The sequence below is a fragment of the Dankookia sp. GCM10030260 genome (assembly GCF_042666655.1).
Taxonomy (GTDB): Bacteria; Pseudomonadota; Alphaproteobacteria; order Acetobacterales; family Acetobacteraceae; genus Paracraurococcus.
This window is the reverse complement of the sequence record NZ_JBHTDE010000005.1, coordinates 144,782-166,627: the sequence shown is the minus strand read 5'-3', so window position 1 is coordinate 166,627 and position 21,846 is coordinate 144,782. Positions and strand designations below refer to the sequence as shown.

Genomic DNA, 21,846 nt, shown 5'->3' with positions numbered 1-21,846 from the left:
CCGTCGGCGCGCCTTCGGGGCTGGACGCAATGCGCGACCGATGCGTCGCCTGGACCCGACCCAGGCGGCCGCTGGCTCGATGCTCTTGCGGTCATCCGGCAGCAGCAGCTAGGCACGTAACGCCGCGACAGAGTCGGGAACCGCGATTCACCGTCGCCCAGTGCAGCTGGGAGGGCCAGGTACCGCCGCCAGATGCGTGAGCCTTCCCACGGACAAAAGCAGTGTCGCATCCGGCAAGTATTGATGGCACAGCCGCAACGGCGTCCGTTGGGCCGCGCGATCGGGCTTATCGGCGGTTTCGCCCCAAGCCATCGCACTCTAGTCCAGCGTCAGCCCCAGCGCCTTGATCAGCGGCCAGGTGATGGCGCGTTCGGCGTCGATCCGGGCGCGGTATTCGGCGGCGCCGCCCGCCAGCGGCTCCAGTCCGATCTCCCGCATGCGGGCCTGCACCGGCGGTTCGGCCAGCGCCTCCGCCAGCGCCGCGGCCAGCCGCGTGGCGGCAGCGTCCGGGGTGCGGGCGGGGGCGGTCAGGCCCTGCCAGGCATAGGCCTCGAAGCCCGCCAGCCCGGCGGAATCGGCCACCGTGGGCACGCCCGGCAGCGCGGCCTGGGGGGCCGCGGAACAGAGCGCGAGCGGGCGGATGCGGCCCGACCGCAGCGCCTCCCCGCCCGCCGCCAGGTCGACCACCGCGGCCTCGACCGTGCCGGCCATCAGGTCGTTCAGCACCGGCGCCATGCCGCGATAGGGCACGTGGTTCAGCCTCACCCCGGCATCGCGGGCCAGGCGTTCCATCGCCAGGTGGTGCGGGCTGCCGATGCCGGGGCTGCCGTAGTCCACGCTGCCCGGCGCCGCCTTCGCGCGGTCCAGCAGCGCCCGCAGCGACCCGGCGGCGGAATTGGGCCGCACCGCCACCACCAGGTGGAACCGCGCCATCAGGCCGAGCAGCCGCAGGTCGCGGTCCACGTCGAAGGACAGCGCGCGGTAGAGCGCCGGGTTGAAGACCAGCGTCTCGTTGCCGGCGGTGAAGACGGTCAGGCCATCCGGCTCGGCGCGGGCCGCGGCCTCGGCGCCGATATTGGTGGCCGCGCCCGGGCGATTCTCCACCACCACCGGCTGGCCGAGCTTCGGGCCCATGGCAGCGGCCAGCAGCCGGGCGAGGACGTCGGTGCCGCCGCCGGGCGGGTAGCCGACGATCCAGCGCAGCGGGCGGTCCGGTGCCCATTGGGCCTGGGCGGCAAGGGGAAACAGCGTGGCCAGCGTGGCGCGACGGGTGGGCATCATGCGGGCGTCCTGTGCAGGTTAGGAAGCAAAGGCCAGGGAGAGAGCATCCTCCCTGGCCTTCCGCTGTTTCTGGGAGTCGGCGCCTGCCGCGCGGCAAATGCCAAGCCCACAAAAAGGAAGGGTGGGGTTCGGGGAGGAAATACTTTTCCCTCCCCAACCTTGCCTGTCAGGCAACCCGCACCGGCAGGCTGAGGAACCCGCGGAACCGCGCCCGCCCGCCACGCACCGGCGCGGCGGACAACGCATAGCGGGGAAACCGCATCAGGAACCGGGCGATGGCGATCCGCCCTTCCAGCCGCGCCAGGGCAAGCCCCGCGCATTGATGCGCGCCTGTGGCGAAGGCCAGATGCCGGTTCGGCGTGCGGCCCACGTCGAAGCGTTCCGGGTCGGGGAATTGCGCCGGGTCGCGGTTGGCGGCGCCGATGCAGAGCGTGACCAGCGTGCCCGGTGCGACCGCGACGCCGCCGATCTCGCAGGCCGCCGTCACGCCGCGGTTGCCGAGCTGGTTGGAGCTTTCGGTGCGCAGCACCTCCTCCACCGCGCTGCCGATCAGCCCGGTCTCGGCCAGCAGCCGGGCCTTCTCGGCGGGGAAGCGCAGCAGCGCCTCGAGGCCATTGCCGATCAGGTTGGTGGTGGTCTCATGGCCGGCGTTCAGCAGGAAGATGCAGTTGTGCAGCAATTCCTGCTCGGTCAGCTGGTCGCCCGATTCCTCGCCCTGGATCAGCCGGGTCAGCACGCAGGTGGCGGGGTCCAGCGGCGCGGCACGGCGGCGGGCGACCAGGCCGCGCAGGTAGCCGAGGAATTCGGTGACCGCGGCATTGCCGCGCGCAGCGACCTCCGGCCGCACCACCGGCTCGAGCGCGCCGAGGATCGCCAGCGACCAGTCGCGCAGCGGCCCGCGTTCGTCCTGCGGCACGCCGAGCAGGTTGCCGATCACCTCGATCGGGATGGCGGCGGCGAAATCCTCGATCAGGTCGGCCTCGCCCTTCGCCGCCATGGCGTCGAGCAGCCGGTCCACCAGGGCGACCAGCGAGGGCTCCATGCCGCCGATGGCACGCGGCGTCAGCGCGCCCATGATCAGCCGGCGGACCCGGGTGTGCAGCGGCGGGTCGTTGAAGACCAGGCTGGTGGTGTGGTGCTCGAACAGCGGGGTGGCGCCGTATTTCGGCGCGAACTCGACATGCTTGTCGGAGGAGAAGGTCCGCGTGTCGCGGTACACCCTGTCGAGGTCGGCCCAGCGCGTCAGGAACAGCGAGCCGTCCGGCATGCGCTTGACCGGGGCGGTCTCGCGCAGCGCGCGGTAGGTCGGGTAGGGGTCGTCGTAGAAGGCGGCCGGCAGGGCGCGCAGGTCGAAGCCCTCGGCCAGCGCCGCGCTCATGGCATGGCATGCCCCTGGGCGAAGGCGCGCGGCACCCGCACCGTCAGCGACAGCAAGCGGAAGGACTGCGTCTTGCCATGGCCGTCGAGGTTGAGGCTGCCGTTGACGCCGCCTTCCAGCACGTCGTCGACGACGAAGTTGAAGGCCTGCAACAAGGGCAGGTCGTAGCGCGTGCAGCGCGTCGCGCCGCGATGCGCGAACAGCGCCAGGACCCGCGCCTCCGTCACCTGCTCCGCCAGGATCGGGTACAGCGCCGCATCGTAGGGGATGAGCGAGAGGTTGCTGCGGTTGCCCTTGTCGCCGGCGCGGCTGTGGGCGACCGCGTGCAGCGGGACTTCGATCTCGTCCATTCCGGCCTCCGGGGGTTGTGGAACCTTCAACATGAACCCAAGTTAATGTCTGTGTTAGGTGCAGGAAAGGAACGGCAGATGGCCGCAGCTCCACCCGCACGAGGAGAAACAGGCGAACCATGTCCCCGAAATTCCTGTCCGTCCCGGCCATCGCCCTTGCCGCCGCGCTCGGCGTGCTGGCCTTGCCGGCGTCGGCAGAGGCCTATCCGCGCCTGAGCGGCGGCGACGAAGACCAGGCGGTGACCTACGGCGCGGGCCTTGGCGACACCATCGTCGGCGGCGCCGTGGCGCGCATCCAGGGCGGCGGCCGCGACCAGACTGGCTATGCGGCGCGGCCGGGCGGCCAGGCGCGCGAGGGCCGGCTGGGCGTGCTGCAGGGCGGCGGCCGCGACGCGGCAGTGCAGTACCTGGACGGCAACCCGCATCGCTGGGCCGGCACCCCGGCCGACGTGGACGATCTCGGCCACGGCGGCTGACGGGTCAGCGGGGGATGGCATCCGCCATCTCCCGCGCCGCCTTCACCACCACGCTGGTCGGCACCCGTTCCCGCAATACCAGGTAGCTGCGAGTCAGGATGCGCGGGGTGAGCCGCCAGCGGGCGCCGCCGGTCCCCGCCGTGCCGCAGCAGAGCAGGGCGAGGACCTCACGTGCCGCCTGATCCACCGCGTCGCGGTCGGGCCCTTCGGCGGCGAGGCGGATGCGCAGTTCCGGCGGTTCCGGCCCGTCGTAGCTGCGCCAGAGCGTGCCGGCGTCGCTGTCCAGCACCGAGCCGATCCCGATCAGGTCCACCCGCGCCCGCACCGGCAGGCCGCGCAGCTTCAGCCGCTGCTGCAGGACATCGGCCGTGGCCCTGGCGCGGGCCAGCGCATTCGGCCCGGCGACGGAGACCTCGCCCTCACCCAGCCAGGTGCCCTCGAAGCAGGCCGTCACCTTCAGCGTGTCGGGCCGCGGCCGGCCGCGCAGGCCATGCACCGCGACGCGGTCCTTGCCCACCTGCTCGACGGAGCAGCCGGAGATGTCGAGCACCACGTCCGGGGTGATGTAGCGCGCCGGGTCGTGCAGCTCGTAGAGCAGCTGTTCCTTGATGGTGCGCAGGTCGACCAGGCCGCCGGTATCCGCCGGCTTGGTGATGACCAGCCCGCCATCGGCGGTGACCTCGGCGATGGGGAAGCCGATATTCGCCGGGTCGGGGATGTCCTTGAAGCCGGGATCCCAGAACACGCCGCCGGTGACCTGGCTGCCGCATTCCAGCAGATGGCCGCAGGCGGCACCCACCGCCAGCTTCGCCCAGTCGTCGAAGCCCCAGCCGAAATGATGGACCAGCGGCGCGATCGCCAGCGCCGGGTCCGAGGTCCGCCCGGCCACCACCACGTCGGCGCCCTGGCGCAGGGCGTCGACCAGCGGCTCGGCGCCGATATAGGCATTGGCGGCGACCAGGCGGGCCGACCTGGTGTCGATGCTGTCGTCGGCCTCGTGCACCGGCAACTGGTCCAACGCGATGCTGCTGCTCACGTCGTCGCCGCCGACCACGGCGATGCGGCAGTCCGGCAGGCCGAGCCGGATCGCCAGCCGCGCCACCAGCCGCGCCGCGGCGGCCGGGTTGGCGGCGCCGAAATTGCCGAGGATGGGGATGCGGTGCGTCACGCAGTCGCGCAGCACCGGCTCCAGCAGCCGCTCCAGCATCGGCTCGTAGCCGAGCTCCGGGTCGCGCCGGCGTTCCAGCTGCGCCAGGGCGACGGTGCGCTCGCCCAGCGTCTCGAAGAACAGCGCCGCCGGCCGGCCGCTTGCGACCAGGCTGCGGACCACGGGGATGGGCGCATCGACGCGGTCGCCGGAAAAGCCGGCGCCGTTGCCGACCAGGAAGGTGTCGTTCATGGGCGCTCCCTTTCCGGCAGCATCGCCCGGGTGGTCAGGCGCCGCAACCGGCCAGCGCCCGGCCCAGCAGCGCGGCATCGTCATCCGAAAGCGCGATCGGGTTCACCGCCAGGATGCCGAGCCGGATGCGGGAGGCATCGAGATGGATCGCCGGGTCGTGGCGGCGCAGCGCGGCCTCCGCCCGCCGTGCCGCGGCGGCATCGGGCAGGCGCCATTCCAGCAGCGGCAGGCCGGGCTTGGCGCCGTCCGGCACCAGCCGCAGCGGCAGCGGCGCCGCGGCGCGGGCGACCGCTTCCAGCCGCGCCGTCCAGCGGGCGGTGCGGCTCTTCGGGTCCTCGGCCGCGAAGCGCTGCAGGGCGAGGATGAGGCCGACGATCTCCTCCTTCCCCGCCTTGGCCGAGCGGCCGATGCCGTGGTGCGGCAGGCCGCGCAACTGCGCCGCAGGCGCGAATTCCACGGGCGGGACGAACTGCGCCTCGGGCAGGTCGAGGTCGAGCATCTGCAGCAGGGCGGAGGATACCAGGTCGCGCCGCCCGGCCAGGATGCCGCTGGCCTGCGGCCCGCCCAGCGCCTTGCCGCCGGAGAAGCACACCAGGTCGGCGCCCTCGGCCAGGAAGCGGCGCAGGTTCTCCCGCGGCGGCAGCTGCGCCGCGGCATCGACCAGCACGGGGATGCCGCGTGCCCGGGCGACGGCGGCCACTTCGGGCAGCGGCGGTTCGCTGTTCGGCCCGGCCAGCCAGTAGATCCCGGCGGTGCGCGGGCCGATGGCCTCGGCGATCTCCCACGGCGCGGCGTCGCGCACGCCGGGGCCGCTGATGCGGTCGGGGATGCCTACTTCCACGATCCGTCCGCCGGCGACCCGGATGGCGCGGTCGTACATGTTGCGCTGGCTGCGCACGGCGACGAACTCGTTGGGCAGCCCATCCGTGTCCGGCAGCCGGTTCATCGCCCCGGGGTCGAGCCGCGCCATGCAGGCTGCCGCGCCCAGCAGCAGCGCGGCGGAGGCGCCGGCGGTGACGATCCCGGCCTCCGCCCCCGTCGCCGCCGCGATGGCCCGGCTGGCGGCGGCCTGCAGCGCCGGCAGCTCGACCGTGACGCGCGCCGCCTCGGCCATGGCCGCCAGCACCTCCGGCGCCATGGTGCCGCCGGACAGGCGGGTATTGGTGCCATAGGCATTGACGATGCGGGGGACGCCGAGGCGATCGAGCAGGCTCATGGGTGCGAGGCTAGCCCGCCGCCGGCGGGACTGTCGCCCTGTTGCCTCGACACCGGGCCGTCGCTGCGCTTGCCTGGGCGCCCCTGCCGGAGCCTCCCATGCCCATCGTCAACCGCATCGCCGACTTCGCCGCCGAGATGACCGCCTGGCGGCAGGATTTCCATGCCCATCCCGAGTTGGGCTTCGAGGAGCGGCGGACCAGCGACATCGTCGCGGCGAAGCTGGCGGAATGGGGGATCGAGGTCACCCGCGGCATCGCCACCACCGGCCTGGTCGGCACGTTGCGGAACGGCGGCAGCAGCCGGTCCATCGGCCTGCGTGCCGACATGGACTGCCTGCCGATGACCGAGCAGACCGGCCTGCCGCATGCCTCGACCGTGCCGGGCAGGATGCATGCCTGCGGCCATGACGGCCACACCGCGACCCTGCTGGGTGCCGCGAAGTACCTGGCGGAGACGCGGAATTTCGACGGCACCGTCCACTTCATCTTCCAGCCGGCGGAGGAAGGCGGCGGCGGCGGCAAGGTGATGGTGGACGAGGGCCTGTTCGACCGCTTCCCCTGCGACACCGTCTACGGCATCCACAACGACCCGACCCTGCCGCTGGGCGAGGCGCGGGTGGTCCCCGGCGTGATCCTCGCCGCCTCCGACCGGGTCTCCATCACCATCCGCGGCATCGGCGGCCATGCGGCGCGCCCGCATGTCACGGTGGACCCGGTGCTGGTCGGCGCGCATGTGCTGGTTGCCCTGCAGGCGCTGGTGGCGCGGCGGACCGATCCGCTGGACAGCGCGGTGCTCAGCATCACGATGTTCCATGCCGGCAGCGCGATGAACGTCATCCCCGACGTCGCGGAGCTCAAGGGCACCGTCCGCACCCTGCGGCCGGAGACGCGCGACATGATGGAGCGGCTGATCGCCCAGGTCGCCGAGAGCACCGCGGCGGCGCACGAGGCGACGGCCGAGGTGGTCTATTCCCGCCTGTATCCGCCCACCGTGAACCACGTGGCGGAGACCGGCCGCGCCGCGCTGGCGGCGGCCAAGGTGCTGGGCGACACACGCGTCATCCAGGACAGCCCGCCGATCATGGGCGGCGAGGATTTCTCCTTCATGCTGCTCGCGCGCCCGGGCTGCTTCGTGATGATGGGCCAGCAGGGGACCGACAAGGGCGGCGTGCCGGTGCACCACCCCAAGTACGACTTCAACGACGCGATGCTGCCGGTGGGGGCGAGCTACTTCGCCACGCTGGTGGAGCAGGAACTGACGCGGGGCTGAAGCAAGGTCGGGGAGGGAAGAGTATTCCCTCACCGAACCCCACCCTTCCTTTTTGTGTGTCGGCACTCGCCGCGCGGCGAATACCGACTCAGAAAAATAGAGGAGGGGCCAGGGAGGATACTTCCTCCCTGGCCTTGCCTCACCCCTCCCGCTTCAGCAATTCCAGCGCCGCCAGCAGCATCCGCTCGTACTTCGCCCGGGCTTCCCTGGTGCTCTCGGGCGTCCAGTGCCAGAACCCCTCGCCGGTCTTGGCGCCGAGCTTGCCGGCCTCGACCAGCCCCATGATGGTCGGCCCCGGCGCGGTGCGGTTGGTGAGCGACGGGTAGATCGTCGTCGCCGCGGCGACCTGCGTCTCCAGCCCCGCCAGCTCCTTCTGCAGGATCGGGCCGGCGCCCATGATCCGCATGCCGAAGGTGAAGCGCACCGCCTTGTCGACGTCCTCCGCGCTCGCCAGGCCCTCGTCGATGCAGTTGAAGGCCTCCCGCACCATGGCGTGCTGGATGCGGTTGGCAAGGAATCCCGGCACGTCGCGGGCGACCCGGATCGGCACCCGGCCGAGCCCGGCCATGATCTCCGCCAGCTTCTCGCAGGTGGCGTCCGCGGTCTGCTCGCCCTTCACCACCTCGACCCCCGGCACGAGATGGGCGGGCAGGAAGAAGTGCAGGTTGGCCATCCGCGCCGCCGTCGCGCAGCCGGCGGCGATGTCGGTGATGCGGAAGCCCGAGGCATTGCTGGCGATGGGGATGCCGGGCGGCACCAGCCGGTCGAGCTCGGCGAAGACCGCGCGCTTCATCTCCAGCTTCTCGGGCACCGCCTCGATCACCACGTCGGCGTCGGCGAAGCCGACATCGTCGAGCGAGGCGACCAGGTCCAGCGCATCCACCCGCCGCGCCGCGCCGCCGAGCTGCGACAGCGACAGCGTGACGCGGTCGAGCCGCGCCGGCCAGGCGGCGCGGTCGGGCTCCACCGCCGTCACCCGCCAGCCGCCGGCCAGGAAGATGGCGGCGATGTCGCAGCCCATCAGCCCGAAGCCGATGATGGCGGCGTGGCCGCGTGCGGGGGTGCTTGTCATGGCGGGGCGTTCCTCGGGATTGTTTCCCCCGAGGCTAGCGCTGCGCGGCAGCCCCGGCGAGGGGCGGCGGAGCCGGCGGCGTGAGCGATGCCAGGTTCGCCTCCCGGATCTTCGCCGCGGCGGCGTCGTAGAGGAAGGGCAGCACCGCATAGCGCGTGCCGCGCGTCACCGGCGTCGCCTCATGCAGCAGGGAGCAGGAGAAGACGACGGCGCCGCCCGCCGGCGGCCGGTAGCGGCGCGGGCCGAATTCCGGAAACCATAATTCACCGCCGTCGAAGTCGTCGTTCAGGTTGATGGTGACCGCGAAGCGCCGATGCGCGGTGCCCGGCGTCGTGTTGTCGCGATGGGCCGCGAAATGCCCGCCCGTCGCCGCGTCGTAGCAGGCGATGATGTAGCGCTCGATCCGCGTCGCCTCGAACTGGAAGGCCTTCCTGATCTCCGGGACCAGCCGGCGCGAGATGCGGGCGCGGATGGTGGCCTGCAGGTCCTCCTCCTCGATCAGGCAGTCGAAGCGGCGCTTCTGGCTGTGGTCGTGGACGCCGATGGTCTTGCCGTCGCGCTCCACCATGGTGCCGCTCTCCTGGCCACCGGTCCTGGCATACAGCCCGATGAGCACCTGGCAGAGCTCCGGCTCGAAGACCCGGGGCAGCAGCAGCACCGGGGCCGGCGTCTCCTGCCCGGCATGCAGGTGCGGCGGCGGCTGGCGCCGCAGCAGCGCCACCAGCTCGGCGATCCGTTCCAGCGGGCAGGCGGCGACCACCCGCAGCAACGGGTCGAGCAGGAAGGCGCAGCGGTGGATCATCGGGCTGCCGCCATCCGGGGCGGGCCGCAGCAGGCCGTAGGCGCGGTAGGCCTCGCCGGCGGTATCGGCCAGGACCCGCAGGCCGGGGATCACGTCCTTCGGCCGGTCCGGCGCCAGCGGCCCGAGCGTCACCAGGAAGGCGCAGCGATTGGCGTCGTCGAGCATACCCTCGGCGCAGAGCGCCTGCATGGACTGGGCCGTGGCCGCCGCCGGCCGGCCGCCGGCAGGCCCGACGAAGGCCAGCAGCGTGTAGCGGCCGGCGACGCTGGAGATGGCGAATCGGGGGTTCACGCCCGAGGCGGCATGGAACCAGGGGGCCGGCTCGCCTGGGCGAGGCGGCTGGATCTCGGCGGCGCTTTCGGACATGAGGGCTCACCCGGGCATTGTCGGGCTCCATCTAGACCGGATCGCCCGCAGCCGGGAACCAATGGTTGAGATACGGCGGTCAGGCCGACCAGACCCCCGGCCGCACCGCCGCCGCGGTGATCAGCCCATAGGCGGAGATGCCGAGCGCGACGGCGACGAACTGGCCTTCCAGGCCGAAGCCCAGCCAATCCCCCAGCACCCAGCCGCCACCGACCGCGAGCACGATGCGGGAGCATGCGGCGACGACCGGCCCGCGCATCCGCCCGGCGCCCATGGCGGCGAAGTACAGCGCCATGCCGACCCCGAAGCCCGGCAATGCCCAGCCGATGATCGACAGCGCGCTGGTGGCGATGGCGACCACCGCCGGGTCGCCGCTGAAGGCCCGGGCCGTGGGCCCCGGGAAGATCGCCACCGCCAGCCCGACGCTGGCCGTCACGGCAAGGGCCATCAGCGCCCCGGCCCAGGCGGTGCGCCGCGCCGTCGCCCAGTCCCCCGCCCCGACCGCGCGGCCGACCAGCGCGGTCAGCGCCGAGCCCACGCCGAAGGCCAGCGGCACCATCAGGAATTCCAGCCGGGCCGAGACGCCATAGGCCGCCACCGCCGCGGCGCCGTAGGCGGCGATGCGCGCGGTGACCAGGATGGTGGTGAGGTTGGCGATCGTCGCCATGACGCAGGCGATCAGCCCGACCGACAGGATGCGGCCGAACAGCGCCCGCTGCAGCTTCACCCGCAGCGTCGGCCGGAAGCCGGCACCGCCCCGCAGCACCACCACGGCCATGCCGACCGTCGCCGCCGCCATCACCAGCGCGAAGGCCATCCCCGCCCCGGGCAGGCCGAGCCCGGCGGGCTCCATCAGCGCCCAGGCGAGCGGCGGGTAGGAGAGCCAGGCGATGAGCAGCACGCGGGACGCCAGCGCATGCCGCCCCCCGCCGCGCAGCACCGAGGCCAGCGTATTGGCCAGCCAGGCCGGGACGGCGCCGGCGCCGAACAGCCAGGCGCAGTAGCCGGCGGCGGCCGCGGCCGCTTCCGGCCCGCCGATCAGCGACAGGATCTGCCGCGGGAAGCCGGCCAGCAGCACCGCGAAGGCAAGGCCGAAGCCGAGCGCGATGACCACGGCATGGATGACCAGCGCCGCGGCTTCCTCCTGCCGCCTGGCGCCCAGTGCCCGGGCGATGGCGGAGACCACGCCGCCGCCCATGGCGCCGGTCGACATCTGCTGCAACAGCAGGGCGAAGGGCAGCACCACCGCCCAGCCGGCGAGCGACGCAGTGCCCTGCCGCGCCGCCAGCCAGGGCTCCACCAGCTGGCACATCGCCTGGACGGCGGCGACCAGGGTGGTCGGCGCGGCGAGCGTCAGGACGCGGCGCATCACCACCCCCAGCGGCGGGGCGGCGGCGATGGTGCCGTCAGCCATGAGACGCCTCCCCACCGAAGCGGGCGCGCAGCGCCTCGCCGGCACCGGGGCCGGGCAGCACGCGGATATCCTCCGGCCGCAGCGGGGTGCCGGCGGCGGACAGCACCGGCCTGGCCTGCACCGGGCGGCCGGTGGCGGCTTCCTCCAGCAGCACGGCGGGGCCGTCCGGGCCGCACATCCAGCGGTCGGCCCAGGCCTTCAAGGCGAGATAGGCGGGGAAGAAGTCGTGGCCCTTCTCGGTCAGGCGGTATTCGTGCCGGGCGCCGGGGCCGGGGGTCTTCTCCAGCAGCCCGTGCGCGGTCAGGTCGCGCAGCCGGGCGGACAGGATGTTGGGTGCGATGCCCAGATGGCGCTCGAACTCGTCGAACCGGGTGGTGCCGTAGAAGGCCTCCCGCAGCACCAGCATGGCCCAGCGCTCCCCGAGCACCGCCATCGAGCGGGCCACGGGACAGCGCATGCGGGTGAAATCGGTGCGGCCCATCCCGAAGCGTCCTTGCTGACTTGCGTCATGCAAGCATTCCAGCTTGCGCGATGCAAGCTATCCCTGCCGGGCCAGCGCCGAGAGGCCAAGCATCGCCGCATCCGGTCGCAGGATCAGCCAGCACGGGATCGGCGCCAGCCAGGCCTTGAAGCGGCCCTTGGCCTCGAACCGCGCCCGGAATCGGGAGGCGGCGAGGAAAGCCGGGAAGCGCGGGCAGATGCCGCCCGCGACATGGACGCCGCCCTTGGCGCCATAGAGCAGCGCCAGGTCGCCCGCGACGCCGCCGAGCAGGGCGCAGAACATCTCCAGCGCCTCCCGGCAGGTGCGGCATTCCCCGGACAGGGCGCGTGCGGTGACGGTGGCGGCATCCAGCGGCATGGTGCCGGCATCGTCGAGCGCGGTCAGCGCGGCGTGGATGTTCTCGATCCCCTGGCCGGAGAGCAGGCGCTCGGCCGAGACATGGCCATGCCGGGCGCGCAGCCATTCCACCACCGCGGCCTCCCGCGCGTCGTGCGCGGCGAGGCTGGCATGGCCGCCCTCGGTCACCAGGACGCGGTCGGGCGGCAGGAAGGCGCCGACGCCGAGACCCGTGCCTGGGCCCAGCACGGCGATCGGCGCGCCGGCCTCGGCCGTGCCGCCGCCGAGCGGGTGCAGGTCGGGCCCGGCCAGGTGCGGCAGCGACCAGGCCAGCGCCGCGAAGTCGTTCACCACCCGCACTTGGCCGATGCCGAGCGCCGTGGCGACCTCGGCGCCATCGACCACCCAGCCGCGGTTGGTCAGGGTGACGCGGTTGCGGTCCACCGGCCCGGCGACGGCCAGCACCGCGGCGGCCGGGGCGGGGCGGTCGCCGAGATAGGCGGCGATGGCGGCGGCGATGCCGGTGAAGCCGGTGAGCGGCATGTGCTCGGGCGGCGTGTGGGTGGCGCCGTCGAACAGGGCGAAGCGGGCATTGGTGCCGCCGATATCGGCGAGGAGCGTGGTCATCCTGCTACTCTGGCGGGACGAGGCCCCATGGGGCCAGTGCGGCGAAGGTGGAAATGCACGCGGAACCCATATGTGAGGGAGGGCGGTGCCGCCCTTCGGCGTTGAACCAGGACGGATCGGTGCCCTGGCGTCACGAGCATGGACGCGATGGTCTTCGACACCCCGAAGCGGGCCAGGCGCCTGGAGGAGGCCGGTTTCGCCACCGCGCAGGCCGAAGGGCCGGCTGCGGCCATCGCGGATACCTTCCGCGAGGACCTGGCAACCCGGCGCGACGTGAAGGAGAGCAAGACCGCACTGCGGCATGTCCTGAAGGAGAGCGAGGCCCGCCTCGATAATCGCATCACCGCAACCGAGGCTGCCCCGCGCGCCGACATACAGGCCCTGCGTGCCGAGATGCGCGCCGAACTCCAGGCCTTCCGCACCGAGCGGAAAGCCGGGCCGCGCGGCCTCCAACACCGCATGACCATCCGCCTCGGCAGCATGCTGGTCGGCGCCATGGTGAAGCTGCTGTAGCCGCCGGGCCGCGCTCTCCCCTACCCTTGCCGCCGAAGGGGAAGGGAACGCCGCCATGAAGATCGACCATGTCTCGCTCACGCTGTTCGGCTGGGACGGCATCCCGCCGACCCGCTACCACGCCGCGGCGAAGCTGGAGACCGGCGCCTCCGCCCTCGGCCTGCTGACGATCGGCACCGATAGCGGCCTCACCGGCCATGCCTTCCTCGGCTCCGCCACCCATACCGCGGCGAATGACGGGCCGGGGCTGATCCGCTTCCTGAAGCCGCTGCTGATGGGCCGCGACCCGCTGGACCGGGAGGCGATCAACGCGAAGCTCTGGCCCATGTCGCGGCTGATCTCGGTGCGCTCGATCGGCGCGGTGGACGTCGCCTTGTGGGACCTGGCCGGCAAGGCGGCGGGGATGCCGATCCACCGGCTGCTGGGGACCACGCGGCACAGCATCCCGGCCTATGCCAGCTCGCAGGTGCTCGACAGCGCGGAGGCCTATGCGGCCGAGGCGGTCGCCTTCCGCGACCATGGCTGGGCCGCCTACAAGATCCACCCGCCGCAGCATCCCGCCACCGACATCAAGGTCTGCGAGGCGGTGCGCCGCGCCGTCGGCGACGACTATACCCTCATGCTGGATTCGACCTGGTCCTACGACTTCCCCGCAGCCATCAGGGTCGGCCGGGCGATCGAGCGGCTCGGCTTCCTCTGGTACGAGGACCCGCTGCACGACCAGGACATCACCAACTACGTCAAGCTGCGGCAGAAGCTGGACATCCCGATCATGGCAACGGAATACCCGGCCGCGGGCCTCGAATCCTATGCCCCCTGGATCATGCTGCAGGCGACCGATTATCTCCGCGGCGACGTCGCGGTGAAGGGCGGCATCACCACCCTGGTGAAGACCGCGCATCTCGCCGAGGCCTTCCGCATGACCTACGAGATCCACCACGGCGGCAATTCGCTGAACAACGTGGCGAACCTGCATGTCGCCTGCGCCATCCGCAACACCAGCTACTTCGAGGTGCTGCTGCCGGACGGCGCCCACAAGTACGGGCTGGCGCAGGAGATCGAGGTCGGCCGCGACGGGCTTGTGCACGCGCCGACCGGCCCCGGCCTCGGCGCCGAGATCGATTTCGACCTGATCAAGCGCAAGACCATCGCCGTGCTGGAATAGCGCGGCGGCTCAGCCTGGCGGGAAGATCCGCCGCCAGTCCCGCTGCATCGAGACCACCGTCCAGCCCGCATCCGGCGCCAAGGCCAGGCCACGATCGAGGCGGCCGACATGGCTGCCGCGGTCGTAGGCGTATTCACGCACGGCGTCGTCGTGGTGGAGGATCAACCCGAGCCGGCGTCCCGGCCCGGTCGTCGTGTATTGCAGCATCTCGATGTCGCCGTCCGAATTCCCGAAGGCGAGCGCCGGGCGCCGGCCGATGGCGTGCCCGATGCCGACCGGCTTGCCCGGCCCGTCATCCACCGCCACGATCGCCGGCAGGCGGAACAGCTCGGACCGGCCCTCCGGCAGCAGGCGGAATTCGGTCTTGCCGACCGATCCGACGACCTGCCGGATCGGCACGTCGTAGGTCGCGGCGCTGAAGGCGCGGACGAATTCCTGGCCGCCGCCGGTGACGATCCAGACCTCGAAGCCGGCCCGCCGCAGCAGCCGCATCACCTCCAGCATCGGCTGGTAGATCAGCCTCGTGTAGGGCCGGTCGAAGCGTGGGTGCCGCGCGGTGCCGAGCCAGCGCGTGACGATGCCGGCGAAGGCCTCCTGCGACATGCCCGCATGGGTGACGGCGACGATCTCGGCCAGGCCCTTCTCGCCGCCCGCCAGCACAGCGGCGAGGTCGCCGGCAAGCGCCGCCTTGAACGGCTCGCGCGCCGCGAGGCCCGGGTCCTGCCCGGCGAGGTCGCGCAGCCGGTCGAGCGCGAAGGCGAACTGGGTATAGAGCGGCTGCTCGACCCAGAGCGTGCCGTCGTTGTCGAAGACGGCGATACGCTCGGCGGGGGGCAGGTAGCCGGGGGCGCCACGCCGCGTCGTGCGGGCGACGAAGTCGAGGATGCCGCGCTTCGCCGCGCCGTCGCGCCAGGCGGGCAGCGGATCGCCCGCCGCCGCGGCCGGCGCGGCGGCAAGGGCGAGGGCCGCCGCGGCGAGCGTCCGGCGGCCGATGGCGGGGATGCGATGCGGCATGGTTGCCGTGTTCCTCCGGACGGATGCGGGATGGCTGCCGCCGGCGCGGGGTGCGCGCCGGCGGCATTCCGATGCGGGTCGGGCGCTACTGGCGTCCGCGCCGTGCCGCCTCGACCGCCGCCTCGACCTGGGCCTTCACGGCTGCCAGGTTGAAGGATGCACCACGCTGCATCGGCGGGTAGGCGACGAAGGTTTCGATCGCCTTGGCGACTTCCTGCTGCAGGAAGACGAAGCGCCAGAATTCATGGACATAGAAATCCATGCCATAGCCCCAGGCGCCATCCCGGCCCCTGGTGAACTGCATGCGCTCGAACGGGTCCAGCCGCAGGTTGGTGATCAGCGGCGCATCGAGCTTCTGCGTCGAACCGATCCAGCCATCGGGCTGGTCGGTCAGGCGATACTTCCAGTCGCCCAGCCGCACGGCACTGACCGTGCTCTCGGTGAGATAGAAGATCTCGTTGCGCGTCGACGGGCCCCGGCCGGTCAGCATCGCGGTCTGGTCGTAGCCGTCCAGGTGCACCTTGTAGGTCCTGCCGCCGAGTTCGCGCCCGTCCAGCAATTGCTGCGTGATATTCGGGTTGCCGGCGGCGGCGACCAGCGTCGGGAACCAATCGAGCCCCGAGATCAGGCCGTTCTGCACCGTGCCCGGCGCCACCTTGCCCGGCCAGCGGATGATCGCCGGGACCCGGAAGCCGCCTTCCATGGCGGTGCCCTTGCCGCCGGCGAAGGGCGTGTTGCCGCCATCGGGCCAGGTGAAGTTCTCGGTGCCGTTGTCGGTGGTGAAGACGACGATGGTGTTCTGGTCCAGCCCCTTCGACTTCAGGTGGTCCATCACCGCGCCGATGTTGTCGTCCATCTGCGCCATGGCGGCTTCGTTGGTGTACCAGCCATTCTCGGCCGTCCGCATCGCCGCGTATTTCGGCGACAGATGCGTGATGATGTGCGCACGCGTCGGGTTCATCCAGGCGAAGAACGGCTTGTTCGCCGCCACCGCCGTGTCGATGAAGCCGATCGTCCTGTCGCGGATGACCTCGTCGTAGGTCTCCATGCTGTACTGGATGCCCGGCATCGGGTGCGGCGGCAGCGGGCCTTCATCGACGATGCGCTGCTTGCCGACCTTGCCCCAGCGCGGCTGCTCGGTCGCGTCCTCGGTGTCGGTCGCGGTGCAGCTCACCACGTTGCGCGGCCCGACCACGTCCCGCAGCGCCTGCGGGTAGGAATGCCAGAACGGGTCTTCCATGGCGTCGAGGTGGTAGAGGTAGCCGGAATACGCCTCGAAGCCATGCAGGCAGGGCAGATACCGGTTGAGATCGCCCAGGTGGTTCTTGCCGAACTGGCCGGTGGCGTAGCCCTGCGCGCGGAGCGCGGTGGCGATGGTGGGCGCCTCGTCCGGGATGCCGACGGTGGCGCCGGCCTGGCCGACCGTCGTCAGCCCGGTGCGCACAGGCAGCATGCCGGTGATGAAATTGGCGCGGCCGGCGGTGCAGGAGGCTTCGGCGTAGTAGTCGGTGAACAGCATCCCCTCGGCGGCCAGCCTGTCGAGGTTCGGCGTGCGTGCCGCCATCAGGCCGCGGTGATAGGCGCCGATGTTCCAGATGCCGATGTCGTCGCCCATGATGACCAGGATGTTCGGCGGCTTCGCCGCCGGCGCTGCGGGCGCCGGCGCCGGCTGGGCGCCGAGCGACGTCGTGACCAGCAGCGCGCCGAGCGCCGTCAGTGATCGGCTCAGCAAGTCCTTCGGTATCGTGCCCGCTGCCATGGCGCGTCTGCCTTCCGCTGGAGGGTTCGCCGTCATCCCAGCCCATGCGTCACGCCGGCGCCGTTCGAGATGCGGTGCTGCCGGGCTGACATGCATGCGGCAACGGTCACCGACCGAAGCGCCGCGCGTGCGAGCTTAGGGTATCGCAGCAGCCGCGCGACCGGCGGAAGGCTATCCGGATTCGGCAAAAGGCTGGGTCGGTCAGGCGCGATGCGCGGCGTCTTGCGGCAAGGGCAGGCGGCGCATCGCGCCGCGCGGACCAGGATCGCCGATGCGCTGTCCGACGCGGCCTGCGCCTGCGGCGGCCTATTCCGCCGCGGTCGGCTCCGCCGCCACGACCGTGCTGCGCACCGTGCCGCCCCATTCCTGCACCAGGTCGCCGCCCGGCACCGCATAGGGCCCGCGGCCCGGGTCCTGCACCAGCACGTCCGGCCGCAGCAGCCGGATCAGCTCCAGCGGCGTCTCCCCGCCGAAGCGGGCGATCAGGTCGACGCCGGGCAGCTCCGCCAGCGCCGTCGCCGTCATGTCGGCATCGCCCAGCCCGACCACCAGCCGGTCGCACCAGCTGCGCGCCTGGGCCACCACCTCCGGGTCGCTGCCGGTGCCGCTGCCGACCAGGAAGCCGACGCGGTTGCCCGCCCGGCGCCAGCGCTCGACCCGCTCGGCGGCCTCGGACCGCGTCGCCATCTTGCGGGTCGCCAGCCGGCCGGGGGTCAGGGCCTCGAGGAACTCGTCCTCCCGCACCACGGCGATGCCGGTCTTGCCGAGCACGATGCCGGCGGCCAGCGCACCGAGCCGGGCGATCACCGCCAGCGGCAGGCCGGCGGCCAGCCCGGCCGCGGCCACCGCCACCACCACGTCGCCGGCACCGGAGGAATCGACCAGCTCGGCCACGTCGCTTGGCATGTGCTGGACGATCTCGCCGGCGGCGTCGCCGGTCACCAGGGTGATCCCCGGCTCGCCGCGGATCACCATCACGGCGCCGAAGCCGTGCGCCCGGCGCAGCGAGGCGGCGGCGGCGGCGATCTCGGCATCGGTGCCGACCGGCAGGCCGGTCGCCTCGGCCAGCTCCTCGACATCCGGCATGATCAGGTCGGCGCCGGCGTAGCGGGCATGCTTGCCGCCCTTGGGATCGACCAGCACGCGGCGGCCGGCGATCCGCGCCGCGGCGATCAGCTTGGTCGGGGTGTCGCCGGCCAGCACGCCCTTGCGGTAGTCCGACAGCACCATCACCGCGGTCGCCGCCACGGCGTCCCCGGCGATGCGGACCAGCCGGTCGGCCAGCCGGGCATGGATCGGCGCGATCAGCTCATGGTCGGCGCGCAGCAATTGCTGCCCGGTGGCGACGAAGCGGGTCTTGGTGGTGGTGGCGCGGCCGCCCTGCACCAGCAGCCAGGGCTCGACCCCCGGCTGGCCGCCGATGAGGCCGGTCAGGTCGCTGCCGGCCTGGTCGTCGCCGACGACCGAGACGAAGGCGACCGCGGCGCCCAGCGCGGTCAGGTTGCGCACCACGTTGCCGGCGCCGCCAGGCAGCGCCACCTCGCGGTCCACCGTCAGGACCGGGACCGGGGCTTCCGGGCTGACGCGTTCGACCCGGCCATAGACGTAGCGGTCCAACATGGCGTCGCCGACCACCAGGACGGTGCCACGCTTCAACTGGCGGACGGCGTCGCACAGGACGCTGGACAACGGACCGGGTGGGCCAGGACGGGGTGCGGGCGCGGGTCCGTGCATCCGTCTGCGGTAGCGCAGTCGCGGGTTCAGGCGCAAGGCACGGCACCTCAATTCGAACGGGATGGGTTCGTCGGGAGAAAGTATTACACAGGATTAATGTGATGGCGCTACGGCGGATCACGCCTCCAGGAAGCGCAGCCGCTGGCCTTCCAGCACCAGGCAGGTGAGCGCCCCGCCGAAGCAGGCGCCGGTGTCGATGCCGATGCGGTGCGGCCGCACCGCCGGGACGGTCGCCGGCGTATGGCCGTGCACCACGATCTGCGGCAGGTCACCCTCGAAGGACAGGAAGGGCTCGCGGATCCAGAGCAGGTCGAAGGGGTCCTGCCGGTCGAGCGGCACGCCGGGCCGCACCCCGGCATGGACGAACAGGTAGTCGCCCGCCGCCCAGCGCAGCGCACAGCCGCGCAGCAGGTCCAGGTGCTCGCGCGGGATCACCTCCCAGGGTGCCGGGTCCTCCGCCGAGGTGCGGTAGCTGGCCAGGGTCTCCGTGCCGCCGTTCTCCAGCCAGAAGGGCATCGCCCCGGGCGGCGAGCGCGGGTCGCAGGCGTCCAGCATCATCACCTCGTGGTTGCCGAGGATGTTCACCACCTCCGCCCCCGGGACGGGGCAAGGGGCGAGCAGGCGTTCCAGCACGCCGGCGCTGTCCTCGCCGCGGTCGACATAGTCGCCGAGATGCACCAGCACGACCTCCTCGGCCGGGTGGGCGCGGGCGTCCTGGGCGATCTGCGCATGCAGCGCGCCCAGCCGGTCGGCGCAGCCATGCACGTCGCCGATCGCGTAGATGCGGAGGCCCTGCGGCAGCATGCCGGGGGCCAGGAGATTGCTGACTAAGGCTTCGTTCACCATCCGGCGCGACCTTAGCGGAGTTCCGCCCCCACTGCACCGCGCAAGGAATGCGCATGACCGTGACCGCCGCAGCCGTGACGACTCCCGCCCTGCTGCCGGTCCCGGCAGGACGGCTCGCGGCCACCGCGCCGCTGCTGGAAGCGGTCCTGGCGGCGCTGCCGGGCGCGCGTGGCCGGGCGGCGCTGCTGCTGCCGCCGCGCGACCGCTTCGGGCTGGGCCCGGCCCGCTGGCGGATGGCGGAGGCGATCCTGCAGGATGCCGCGGCGACCGGCGGCGGCACGCTGCTGCGCTCGGCCGGCGGCGGCAGCCTGCTGCTCGGCGCCTCGACCAGCGCCGCGCTGCGGGCCGCGGCGGCGCTCGGGACCCTGGGCGGCGACCCGCACCCCCTGCCGGTCTGGCGATTGCCGCGGGATGCCGATGCGGTGCTGGCCTGGGCCGCGGGGCAATGGCCGGCGCCCGTCGCGCCGTCGCCACCCGCAGCGCCGTCGCCGGGCCTGCCTCCCCTGTCCGGGCTGCACCAGGTCCTGGACGGCATTCCTGCAGCGGCGGCGCTGCGTGCGGAATCCTTGGTCACCGCGCAGACCGCGGCGATACGCGGCACGCGGCTGCGGCTGGACCGCGCTGCCATCGCCGCGGCGCTCGGCCCGCTGGCCGCCGACCCCGACCTGCTGGCGCATGCCGAGGAACGCATGGCGGCCCGGCTGCTGCCCGGACTGGCGGCCTGGGCGCGCGACCTGCCCGGGCTGCGGCTGATCCCCGTGGCGCGCGACCGGTTGCCGCTGCCGGCGGCCCTGCCTGGCGCGGTCGCGGTGCTGCCGCTGGCGCTGGCCGCCGATCCCGGCTTCCCCGAATTGCGCCGCCGCCTGGCCGAGCGGCACTGGGCCCTGGCGCTGGAGGGGCTGGAGGCGGCGACGCTCGGCCTGCTCGATCCGCGGCGGCTGCCGGCCGACCTGCTGCTGCTGCGCTGGTCGCCCGGATTGCCGGCGGACCTGGCCGGGCTCGACCCGGCGAAGCTGCTGCTGGTCGGGGCGCGCGACCCCGCGGCGCTGGAATTCGCCCGGGCGGCAGGGCTGCTGCTGGCCCGGGAGCCACGATGGCCGCCGGCCTGAGCCGCGCCGCCGGGCGGCTGCCGGCGCTGGCGCCGTTCGGCCTGGTGGCGCTGGCGGAGGGGCTGGCCGGCGGGCCGGCCGCCGCGGCCGATGCCCTGGCCCTGGCGCAGCTGGTGCGGGAGGCGGTTGCGGCCGAGGTGCCGCGCCAGGCGCTGCATCTGCGGCTGTCCCGGCTTGCCCCGCGGATGCGCCGCGGCCACCACCGCCGCCTGCTGCGGGAGGCGCTGGAGCCTGCCCTCCGCCCGGTGCGCAGCCGGCTGTTCGAGCTGCCGAACGGCGACCTGGTCGCGGTCGCCCCGCCCGGCGGCCGGCACCTGCGCGACGCCGAGGCGGTGCTGGCCATCCTGCTGGGGGAAGAAGCGGCCGAGGCGCCGCTGCATGCGGTGCTCGACCTGCCGCGCGATGCCGCGGCGCTGCTGGCGGCGGTCGAGGATTCGCTGGGGCCGCCGCCGCTGCCGCGGCCGCGGCCGGCGCCCGGGGCCGGCTTCGCGCCGGCGGAGCTGGCGGCGCTGGAGGCGGCGCTGCGCGGTGCCGGCCTGGCCCGCTTCCTCCGCCGCCGCCCGGTCTGCCGGCTGGCCCGGGGCGGCGCGGCGCCGGTGCTGGAATGGGAGGAATGGCGGCTGGCCTGGCCGGAATTGCGGGCGGAGCTCGCCCCGGCGCTGGATCCGGCCGCGGCGCCCTGGCTGGCGCGGCGGCTGCGCCGGCTGCTGGACCGGCGCCTGCTGGCCGAGCTGGCCCGGCCGGAGGAGGCGCGGCGGCGCGGCCCGCTCGGCCTCTGCCTCGCGGCCGGGAGCCTGGGGGAGACGGCGTTCCTCCGGCTCGACGCGCTGCTCGATGCGCCGACGCGGGCGGCGACGGTGCTGGCGCTGCCGGCCGAGGACGCGCTGGCCGACGCCGAGGGCTTCGCCTTCGCCCGCGACTTCGCCCGCGCCCGCGGCTACCGCCTGGCGCTGGACCTGCCGGGGCCGGACCTGCTGGCCGCCTTCCCGCCCGACCTGACGGGGGTGGACCTGCTGCGGCTGCCCTTCTCGCCCGAATTGGCGGCGCTGGCGCCGACGCTGCCGGAGGGGCGCGTGGTGCTGGTCGGCGCCGACCGCGCGGCGGCGATCGGCTGGGGCTGGGAGGCCGGGGTGACGCTGTTCGAAGGGCGGCTGCTGCGGCCGCGCGCATAGGATGAATGCCGATGGCGGGTTGGCGTGCCGCCCCGGCGCCCGCA

At 73.1% G+C, this 21,846-nt stretch carries 20 protein-coding genes; 6 read left to right on the top strand and 14 right to left on the bottom strand.

Annotation, left to right across the window (positions count from 1 at the left end):
• Window positions 1-318: 318 nt before the first annotated feature.
• From ACFQS7_RS18285 to ACFQS7_RS18275, 3 genes are all read right to left on the bottom strand, one after another.
• On the bottom strand, window positions 319-1,281 hold the full coding sequence (locus tag ACFQS7_RS18285; protein ID WP_380068550.1) for a Bug family tripartite tricarboxylate transporter substrate binding protein: 963 nt from the start codon (window positions 1,279-1,281) through the stop codon (window positions 319-321).
• A gap of 166 nt (window positions 1,282-1,447) precedes the next feature.
• Window positions 1,448-2,659, bottom strand: a complete 1,212-nt coding sequence (locus tag ACFQS7_RS18280; protein WP_380068549.1) for a cytochrome P450 — start codon at window positions 2,657-2,659, stop codon at window positions 1,448-1,450.
• Window positions 2,656-3,009, bottom strand: a complete 354-nt coding sequence (locus ACFQS7_RS18275; protein WP_380068548.1) for a hypothetical protein — start codon at window positions 3,007-3,009, stop codon at window positions 2,656-2,658. Before ACFQS7_RS18275 ends, ACFQS7_RS18280 begins: the two co-directional genes overlap by 4 nt.
• Before the next feature lie 119 nt (window positions 3,010-3,128).
• Here ACFQS7_RS18275 and ACFQS7_RS18270 point away from each other — a divergent pair, with 119 nt between their 5' ends.
• Complete coding sequence (locus ACFQS7_RS18270; RefSeq protein ID WP_380068547.1) at window positions 3,129-3,485, top strand: hypothetical protein; 357 nt, start codon at window positions 3,129-3,131, stop codon at window positions 3,483-3,485.
• Window positions 3,486-3,489: 4 nt separating this feature from the next.
• Here the strand turns inward: ACFQS7_RS18270 and ACFQS7_RS18265 are convergent, their stop codons facing one another.
• Window positions 3,490-4,884 carry an acyclic terpene utilization AtuA family protein gene (locus ACFQS7_RS18265; protein WP_380068546.1) on the bottom strand — a complete coding sequence of 465 codons (1,395 nt, stop codon included), beginning with the start codon at window positions 4,882-4,884 and terminating at the stop codon, window positions 3,490-3,492.
• A 34-nt stretch (window positions 4,885-4,918) separates the two neighbouring features.
• Window positions 4,919-6,100, bottom strand: coding sequence for a hypothetical protein (locus ACFQS7_RS18260; protein WP_380068545.1), 1,182 nt, complete (start codon window positions 6,098-6,100; stop codon window positions 4,919-4,921).
• A 98-nt stretch (window positions 6,101-6,198) separates the two neighbouring features.
• Between ACFQS7_RS18260 and ACFQS7_RS18255 the strand changes: the two genes are divergently transcribed.
• On the top strand, window positions 6,199-7,371 hold the full coding sequence (locus tag ACFQS7_RS18255) for a M20 aminoacylase family protein (protein WP_380068544.1): 1,173 nt from the start codon (window positions 6,199-6,201) through the stop codon (window positions 7,369-7,371).
• Window positions 7,372-7,510: 139 nt separating this feature from the next.
• Here the strand turns inward: ACFQS7_RS18255 and ACFQS7_RS18250 are convergent, their stop codons facing one another.
• The 5 genes from ACFQS7_RS18250 to glk all read right to left on the bottom strand — a co-directional run bounded on the left by ACFQS7_RS18250 (window position 7,511) and on the right by glk (window position 12,490).
• Window positions 7,511-8,443, bottom strand: a complete 933-nt coding sequence (locus tag ACFQS7_RS18250; RefSeq protein ID WP_380068543.1) for a 3-hydroxyacyl-CoA dehydrogenase family protein — start codon at window positions 8,441-8,443, stop codon at window positions 7,511-7,513.
• A gap of 34 nt (window positions 8,444-8,477) precedes the next feature.
• Entirely contained in the window at window positions 8,478-9,611 is a 1,134-nt protein-coding gene (locus ACFQS7_RS18245) for a 2OG-Fe(II) oxygenase (RefSeq protein WP_380068542.1), read from the bottom strand.
• Between the two features lie 79 nt (window positions 9,612-9,690).
• The gene (locus tag ACFQS7_RS18240) at window positions 9,691-11,025 is read right to left on the bottom strand and encodes an MATE family efflux transporter (protein ID WP_380068541.1); all 1,335 of its coding nucleotides are present in this window, start codon (window positions 11,023-11,025) and stop codon (window positions 9,691-9,693) included.
• The gene (locus ACFQS7_RS18235; protein WP_380068540.1) at window positions 11,018-11,506 is read right to left on the bottom strand and encodes a winged helix-turn-helix transcriptional regulator; all 489 of its coding nucleotides are present in this window, start codon (window positions 11,504-11,506) and stop codon (window positions 11,018-11,020) included. The genes ACFQS7_RS18240 and ACFQS7_RS18235 overlap by 8 nt, the downstream gene beginning before the upstream one ends.
• Window positions 11,507-11,563: 57 nt before the next feature.
• Entirely contained in the window at window positions 11,564-12,490 is a 927-nt protein-coding gene (gene glk / locus ACFQS7_RS18230) for a glucokinase (protein WP_380068539.1), read from the bottom strand.
• A 138-nt stretch (window positions 12,491-12,628) separates the two neighbouring features.
• Here glk and ACFQS7_RS18225 point away from each other — a divergent pair, with 138 nt between their 5' ends.
• Together ACFQS7_RS18225 and ACFQS7_RS18220 are read left to right on the top strand one after the other, a co-directional pair.
• A complete protein-coding gene (locus tag ACFQS7_RS18225; protein ID WP_380068538.1) occupies window positions 12,629-13,003 on the top strand; it encodes a hypothetical protein in 375 nt (124 codons plus the stop codon).
• A 55-nt stretch (window positions 13,004-13,058) separates the two neighbouring features.
• Window positions 13,059-14,168 (top strand): enolase C-terminal domain-like protein, encoded by a 1,110-nt coding sequence (locus tag ACFQS7_RS18220; protein ID WP_380068537.1) that lies wholly within the window; start codon window positions 13,059-13,061, stop codon window positions 14,166-14,168.
• A 9-nt stretch (window positions 14,169-14,177) separates the two neighbouring features.
• Here ACFQS7_RS18220 and ACFQS7_RS18215 read toward each other — a convergent pair whose 3' ends face one another.
• The 4 genes from ACFQS7_RS18215 to ACFQS7_RS18200 all read right to left on the bottom strand — a co-directional run bounded on the left by ACFQS7_RS18215 (window position 14,178) and on the right by ACFQS7_RS18200 (window position 19,521).
• Window positions 14,178-15,182, bottom strand: a complete 1,005-nt coding sequence (locus ACFQS7_RS18215) for an HAD family hydrolase (RefSeq protein ID WP_380068536.1) — start codon at window positions 15,180-15,182, stop codon at window positions 14,178-14,180.
• Window positions 15,183-15,267: 85 nt separating this feature from the next.
• Window positions 15,268-16,914 carry an arylsulfatase gene (locus tag ACFQS7_RS18210; RefSeq protein WP_380068535.1) on the bottom strand — a complete coding sequence of 549 codons (1,647 nt, stop codon included), beginning with the start codon at window positions 16,912-16,914 and terminating at the stop codon, window positions 15,268-15,270.
• Between the two features lie 333 nt (window positions 16,915-17,247).
• Entirely contained in the window at window positions 17,248-18,630 is a 1,383-nt protein-coding gene (locus ACFQS7_RS18205; protein ID WP_380068534.1) for a bifunctional heptose 7-phosphate kinase/heptose 1-phosphate adenyltransferase, read from the bottom strand.
• A gap of 162 nt (window positions 18,631-18,792) precedes the next feature.
• The gene (locus ACFQS7_RS18200; RefSeq protein WP_380068533.1) at window positions 18,793-19,521 is read right to left on the bottom strand and encodes a metallophosphoesterase family protein; all 729 of its coding nucleotides are present in this window, start codon (window positions 19,519-19,521) and stop codon (window positions 18,793-18,795) included.
• Window positions 19,522-19,574: 53 nt separating this feature from the next.
• Here ACFQS7_RS18200 and ACFQS7_RS18195 point away from each other — a divergent pair, with 53 nt between their 5' ends.
• Entirely contained in the window at window positions 19,575-20,630 is a 1,056-nt protein-coding gene (locus ACFQS7_RS18195; protein ID WP_380068532.1) for a hypothetical protein, read from the top strand.
• Complete coding sequence (locus tag ACFQS7_RS18190; protein ID WP_380068531.1) at window positions 20,615-21,802, top strand: hypothetical protein; 1,188 nt, start codon at window positions 20,615-20,617, stop codon at window positions 21,800-21,802. Before ACFQS7_RS18195 ends, ACFQS7_RS18190 begins: the two co-directional genes overlap by 16 nt.
• The last annotated feature ends 44 nt before the right edge of the window (window positions 21,803-21,846 follow it).